The organism is Ramlibacter sp., assembly GCF_035706265.1.
In the GTDB taxonomy this organism is placed as follows: Bacteria; Pseudomonadota; Gammaproteobacteria; order Burkholderiales; family Burkholderiaceae_C; genus Ramlibacter.
The window spans coordinates 1-6321 of sequence record NZ_DASSVG010000549.1; the positions used below are offsets into that span (position 1 = coordinate 1).

Consider the following 6321-nt stretch of genomic DNA (forward strand, 5'->3'; position numbering starts at 1 on the left):
ACCGCCGCCAGCCTGGACGGCTTCATTGCCACCGAGAACGATTCCCTGGAGTGGCTGTTCCCGCTCGGCGACATCAACGAGACCAGCTATCCCGCCTTCATCCGCGAGGTGGGCGCGCTGGCGATGGGCTCGGCCACCTACGAGTGGATGCTGCGGCACGTGATCCGCCCCGGCAGCGAGACGCCCGGCGCCTGGCCCTACACGCAGCCGGCGTGGGTGTTCAGCTCGCGCGCGCTGCCGCCGGTGCCGGGGGCTTCGATCCGCTTCGTGCGCGGCGACGTGCGCGCCGTGCACGAGGAGATGCGCGCCGCGGCGCGCGAGAAGAACATCTGGCTGGTGGGCGGCGGGGCGCTGGTGGGACAGTTCCACGACGCCGGGCTGCTCGACGAGATCATCGTGCAGGTGGGCTCGGTGACGCTGGGCGCCGGCAAGCCGCTGCTGCCGCGGCGCATCGTCTCGCCCTCGCTGCGTCTCGTCTCCGCCCGGGCCTTCGGCGAGGGCTTCGCCGAGTTGCGCTACGAAGTGCGGCGCGCGGCGGCGCACCACTGAGCGCGGCTCACTGCAGCGCGTTCGTCAGGTCACCCATCCTCGCCCGCACTCCGGGCAGCGGCTCCAGGCCGAAGCGTTCGGTGATGAACTTCAGGATCGACGTCGTGTCGTAGGGCGTCGAATCGACGAAGCCGCGCTTCACCGTCGGCCCGACCAGGATGGTCGGGATGCGCGAGCCGGGCCCGAAGCGGTCGCCCCAGCCGGGGCCGGTGGGCGGCGGCACGTGGTCCCAGAAGCCGCCGTTCTCGTCGTAGGTGACGATCACCAGCATGTCCTTCCACTGCGGACTCGTGCGCAGCCGCTGGAGAACTTCGGCGATGTGCGCGTCGCCGGTCATGATGTCGGTGTAGGCGGGATGCTGCGTGTTCACCCCGGCGGGCTTGTAGAAGCTCACCGGCGGCAGCGTGCCGGCCGTGATCGCGCGCAGGAAGTCCTCGCCGTCCTTCAGGTGCCGGGCGCGGTCGGCCGTCCCGGGCGCGAAGCGGGCGTAGTAGTTGAAGGGCTGGTGGTGCGGCTGGAAGTTCGGCGAGCCGGCGGGCCCGCGCGTATAGATCACGCTGCGGCGCACGTCCGGCGGCTGCATGCCGTCGGCCACGGCGGCGTTCCAGGCGCCGGCGTACCAGGCCCAGTCGATGCCCCTGGCGCTGAGCGTGTCGCCGATGGTGCGGGCCGTCTGCGGCGGCAGCGGGCGGCTCGTCGCAGTGCCGGCCGGATCGGCATGCGTGAGCGGCCCGGTCGCGGCTGGCCGGATGCCGCTCGGCTGCCAGGGCGGCTGGGTCGTGTTGACGGACCAGCCGTCCGGCGTGACCGCCACGCCGGCCCCGCTGACCACCTCCACCGCGCCTTCGCGCGCCGAGGGCGAGCCGGGGCGCCGCTCCAGCCGGCCTTGGGCATCGAGCCGGATGCGCATGTGCGGCGGCGCGTCCGGGTCGCGCGGGGTGCAGGCGCAGATGAGCCAGTGGTGGTTGAGGTAGGAGCCGCCGAAGGCGCCCATGAAGAAGTTGTCGGCCAGCGTGTACTCCCGCGCCCACTGCCACACCTTCATCACGCTGCCGTCGTAGTAGCCCATGGTGTAGCCGCCGACGGTGGACATGGCCGCGAACCTGTCGTTGCGCCCGCCGTCGATCTGCTCGATGTGGTGGAAGAAGGCGTGAGTGGGGCTGAGCAGGCTCTCGGTGGGCGGCTTGTCCACCGGCGGGGCGTCGATGCGGAACGGCCGGTTGGGCAGGCGCGGGAAGCGCGGATCGGGCTTGTCGTCGTGGCCGAAGACCACCAGTTCGGGCAGGGGCGTGCCGTCGTGGTCCACCTGGGTGGACTGCGCGGGCGTGGCCCGTGCGATGCCGTTGGCGCCGGGGAACAGCCCGTACATGTTGTCGAAGCTGTGGTTCTCGGCGTAGATCACGACCACGTGGCCGATGCGGGCCAGCTTCGCCGGGGCGCTGCCGGGCAGCTGGGCGCAGGCCGGCAGCAGGGCGGCGGCGGCGAGCGCCAGGAAGAGGCGACGCGGGAGGCTGCGTTGGGACACGGCGGCTCCTCGGTGGGGCGAGGTGCGCAGGTTAGCGGCGAACGGTCGATGCGCAAGTGCCGCCCGGGGGAAAACCCGGGGCGGATCGCCGAGAATACCGGCCCATGAGCGAAACCTCCCCCCGTCCTGCCCTTCCCGACCACCTCTCCGTGGACCCGCGCAGCCCGCACCACGACGCCGCCGCCTGCGAGCACGACATCGGCATCCGCTTCAACGGCAAGGAGCGCCACGACGTGGAGGAATACTGCATCAGCGAAGGCTGGATCCGGGTGCCGGCCGGCAAGACGCTGGACCGCAAGGGCCGGCCCCTGCTGATCAAGCTCAAGGGCACCGTGGAGGCGTTCTACAAGGACTGAGCGCCAGCCCCCCCATCGTGGGGTGGGACGGCCGGCCGGCCATGCCCTAGATTCTTCAGGTCTGAAGTTTCCGGGCCACGCTGCCGCGCCAGGCCGATCCCCTGATGTCCCATTCCTGCATGCGGCTGCTGTGCGCCAGCCAGTGGTCGCGCCATGGCTCCGCGGTCGAAGAGCTGCTGCGCCTGCGTCCCGCCCTGCTGCAGCGCGGCCAGCCGCGCGGATTGCGCAGCGTGCTGCTGTCCACCCACCGCTGGATCGTGCAGTGGCACGAAGGCCCCGAGCCGCTCGTGATGGCCGAGTGCCGTCACCTGCGCACGCAACTGGGCCTGCACTCGCCGCGGCTGCTGCATGGCAGCCGGGGCCCGCGCGTGCTGCGCGAGCCGGTGCAGGTCGCCTCGCTGCACACGCAGGACAAGGCCGCGGACGTGGCGCACCGCATCGAGTTCCTGGCCGGCGAAGAGGCGGACGGCTGGCCGGCCGAGCTGCTGGACGTGTGGCAGGCGGTCGCCGCGCCCTGCCAGGCCGCCAGCGAACCCGGCTTCGTCGCCCGCCGGCAGGTGGTGGCGTTGGTGTCCAACGCCAACGGCGCGGTGGACCTGCTGCGTGCGCTGGCGCAGCAGCTCGGGGTGCGGGTGGCGTACCAACGCCACGCCGGCAGCGACCTCCAGCGCTCCGACGCGGGCGCCGCCTACATCGACGTGCCGCGCGGTTCCGGCGGCCTGGTGCGGGTGCAGGCGTTCTCGCGCCGCGCGCTGGCGCCGGGGCTCGAGCTGCTCGGGCTGCGGCATGTCGAACGGCTGGTGGTGGTGCTGGGCGACCAGGGCACGCGCAAGCAGGCGCTGGTCGACGAGGTGGCCGGCGTGCTCGCGGGGTTGCAGCCGCTGCCCTCGGTGCACGTGGTCTCGGCCTGCCTGTCCACGCGTGCCTGGGCGGCAGGCGTGCTGCGCGAAGTGCCGGGCCTGGCCGTCTCGCAGTTCGATGCGCCTTCCGGGGCGGTGGCCGCGCTGGCGCCGGTGCTGGTTCCGGCCTGAGCGCCCGGATCCCGGGCGGTGCTGGCTGGCCGCGCTCCGCCGGGCTACGATCCACGGACGAGGACCGTGGTACTGCCAAGTGCAAGGATCCAGCCGACAGCGTGCCCATGCCGACCTGCTGTTGAAGGTGACGCCGCCGCGTGCGCCGGGCCACCTGGTACCGCGCGCGGACCTGCAGTCCGGCCATCCGCGCCTGCGCGACGTGCCCGTGCTGCTGGTGCAGGCTCCGGGCGGCTTCGGCAAGACCTCCCTGCTGGCCCAGTGGCGGCGCGAGCAGCTCGCCCTGGGCGGCGCCGTGGCCTGGGTCTCGGCCGCGCCGGGCGACGACCTCGCGACGTTCGTGCAGGCCCTGGCGCTCGCCGTGCGGGTGGGGGCCCACCGCCCTGCCTTCGGCCATGTGCTGCTGGAGGGGCGGCCGCCCGCCGGGCTGGAAGGCGTGACGCTGTGGCTGGCCGAGGTGGCGCAGGGGGCCATCCCCCTGCTGCTCTGCGTGGACGAGGCGGACCGGCTGGCCGAGCCGGCCCGCGACGCCCTGGCCTACCTGTTGCACAACCTGCCTCCCAACCTGCGCTGCGCCATCGCCGCCCGCAGCGATGCCCGCCTGGACGTGAAGGACCTGGTGGCCTCCGGCCAGTGCGTGGTGCTGGGAGCACCGCAACTGCGCTTCGGCCTGGAGCAGACGCTGCAGCTCGTGCGCGCCCGCCTCGGGGCGGCCTTCGACGGCGACGAGGCCGCCCGCCTGCACGACATGACGGAAGGCTGGCCGCTGGGCGTGCAGCTCGCACTGGGCCTGGCGCAGGGCCGGCTGCCGGCGGCGCTGCCGCACCGGGCCCTGACCGGCGCCCAATTGCGCACCCGCTTCGTCACCGCCCTGCTGGGCAAGCTGGAACCGCAGGACCTCGATTTCCTCACCCGGATCTCGATCGTGGAGACGCTGCACCCGGGCCTGTGCACGGCGCTGGTGGAAGACGCCGGCGCGCCGGCGCGGCTGGAGCGCCTTGCCGCCGAGACGCCCGTCTTCGTGGCGGCCGAACAAGGGGCGTGGTTGCGCATGCACTCGCTGGTACGCGACGCGCTGCGCCAGCGCGTGGAGTCGCTGCCGCAGGCGCAGCGCGAGGCCCTGCATGCGCGCGCGAGCCGCTGGCTGCTGGACGAGGGGCTGCTCGCGGCCGCTGCCCTGCATGCCTTCTGCGCCGGCCAGCACGAGCTGGCGGCCACGCTGGCCGAGCGCAGCCTGTACGACGCGACGATGGAGCAGGGCCGCGGGGCGGGGCTGGAATGGGTCTGGCGCCTGCCCCGGGAGGAACTCGACCGGCGTCCGCGCCTGCAACTCGCACTGGCCTGGACGCTGGCGCTCAGCGACCGCCACGCCGAGGCCTCCGCCCGCGTGCACCAGCTCCTGCAGAGGCATCCCGACGCGGCGCTGCGCCGCGAATGCGACATGATCCTCGTCGGGGCCGCCCTCTGCGCCGACGAACCGGACCGCGTCGTGGCCTTGCTGGCCGACGGGGCGGAAGCGCCGGAGGCCGAGAGCCCGCGCCTGGCCCAGATCGCCGCCAACGGCGCCGCGCTGGGTGCGCTGCTGCAGGGCCAGCCGGCGCTGGCGCGGCTGCGCCACCAGCAAGGCGAGCGCTTCGCGGCCGTCTCCGCGCAGCACGTACAGCGCTGGGGCCACCTGATCGCCGGCTGGAGCTACCTGTGGGAGGGCCAGGTGCAACCCGCGGCGGCCCTGCTGCAGGGTGCGCTCGCGGCCACCGAGGAAGACCTCGGCCGCCGCAGCCCCTTCGCCACCTTGCTGGCGGCGCTGCTGGCGGCGGCGGTGTGGGAACAGGACCAGCCGGCGCAGGCCGAGGCGCTGCTCGCCAACCGGCTCGACGTGCTGGAGGAGACCGGCATCCCCGAATGCGTGCTGTGCGGCTTCCGCACGCTGGCGCGTGCCGCCTGCGCGGCCGGCGCGGAACACCGAGCGCTCGACCTGCTCGGCGCGCTGGAAGCGGTGGGCACCGACCGCACGCTGCCGCGCCTGCGGGTGGCGAGCCTGGCCGAGCAGGTGTGGCTGCATGCCCGCAGCGGCCGTGCCGACACCTGCCGCGCGCTGTGCGCGCGCATCGGTGCGCTGCTGGCCGAGCCGGGCATGCCGGATGGCCCCTTGTGGCAGCGCGGCACCCGCATGCTGCAGTCGCTGGCCGAGGGCTACGCGGCGCTGGCGGCGCAGGACTGGCGCGGCGCGCTGCAGCCGCTGGAACGCGCCGACGAAGCCGCCCGCGCGCTGCAGCAGGGACGCGTGCACATCGAGGTGCTCGGCCTGCGCGCACTGGCGCTGGAGCGCAGCGGCCACCAGGCGGAGGCCTTGCTGCGCGAGGCGCTCGATCTCGCCGCGGCGCTCGGGCTGCGGCGCGTGTTCGGCGACGCCCACCCGCAGCTGGCGCAGCGGTTCGCGCGCTTCGATGCGTCGCCATCGGCTGCCGCAGCGCCGGCCCCTTCCGCGTCGCCACCGGTGGGGCAGGCCAGGCCGGCTTCGAAGACCGCACCCGCTTCCGGCCTGACGGCGAAGGAGCGCGAAGTGCTGCAACTCGCCGCCGGCAACCTGACCAACAAGGAGATCGGGCTGGCGATGCAGGTCGGCGAAGAGACCATCAAGTGGCACATGAAGAACCTGTTCGCCAAGCTCGACGCCGGCACGCGCAAGCAGGTGGTGCAGCGGGCGCGCCTGCTCGGGCTGATGCAGGCCGACTGAGCGCGCCGGCCGGGGACCGCTGAGCCCCTCCCCCGGCCCCCTCTTCACTGGGGGGCTGCGGGCGCACCCCCGTTCCTACGCTTCGTCCCCAAGGGAGGCACCACGCCTCCCGCCACAGGAGAC

General features: G+C 73.8%; 5 protein-coding genes. 4 read left to right on the top strand and 1 reads right to left on the bottom strand.

Annotated elements, in window-relative coordinates; all coding sequences use genetic code 11:
- A partial coding sequence (locus tag VFM98_RS19705) for a dihydrofolate reductase family protein (protein WP_325111596.1) occupies positions 1-549 on the top strand: 549 nt, incomplete at its 5' end.
- A 7-nt stretch (positions 550-556) separates the two neighbouring features.
- Here VFM98_RS19705 and acpA read toward each other — a convergent pair.
- On the bottom strand, positions 557-2074 hold the full coding sequence (gene acpA, locus VFM98_RS19710; protein WP_325111597.1) for an acid phosphatase: 1518 nt from the start codon (positions 2072-2074) through the stop codon (positions 557-559).
- Positions 2075-2178: 104 nt separating this feature from the next.
- Here acpA and VFM98_RS19715 point away from each other — a divergent pair, with 104 nt between their 5' ends.
- The 3 genes from VFM98_RS19715 to VFM98_RS19725 all read left to right on the top strand — a co-directional run bounded on the left by VFM98_RS19715 (position 2179) and on the right by VFM98_RS19725 (position 6198).
- Complete coding sequence (locus tag VFM98_RS19715; protein WP_325111598.1) at positions 2179-2430, top strand: DUF3297 family protein; 252 nt, start codon at positions 2179-2181, stop codon at positions 2428-2430.
- 104 nt (positions 2431-2534) lie between these two features.
- The gene (locus tag VFM98_RS19720; RefSeq protein ID WP_325111599.1) at positions 2535-3461 is read left to right on the top strand and encodes a hypothetical protein; all 927 of its coding nucleotides are present in this window, start codon (positions 2535-2537) and stop codon (positions 3459-3461) included.
- A 79-nt stretch (positions 3462-3540) separates the two neighbouring features.
- The gene (locus VFM98_RS19725) at positions 3541-6198 is read left to right on the top strand and encodes a LuxR C-terminal-related transcriptional regulator (RefSeq protein ID WP_325111600.1); all 2658 of its coding nucleotides are present in this window, start codon (positions 3541-3543) and stop codon (positions 6196-6198) included.
- Positions 6199-6321: the final 123 nt, after the last annotated feature.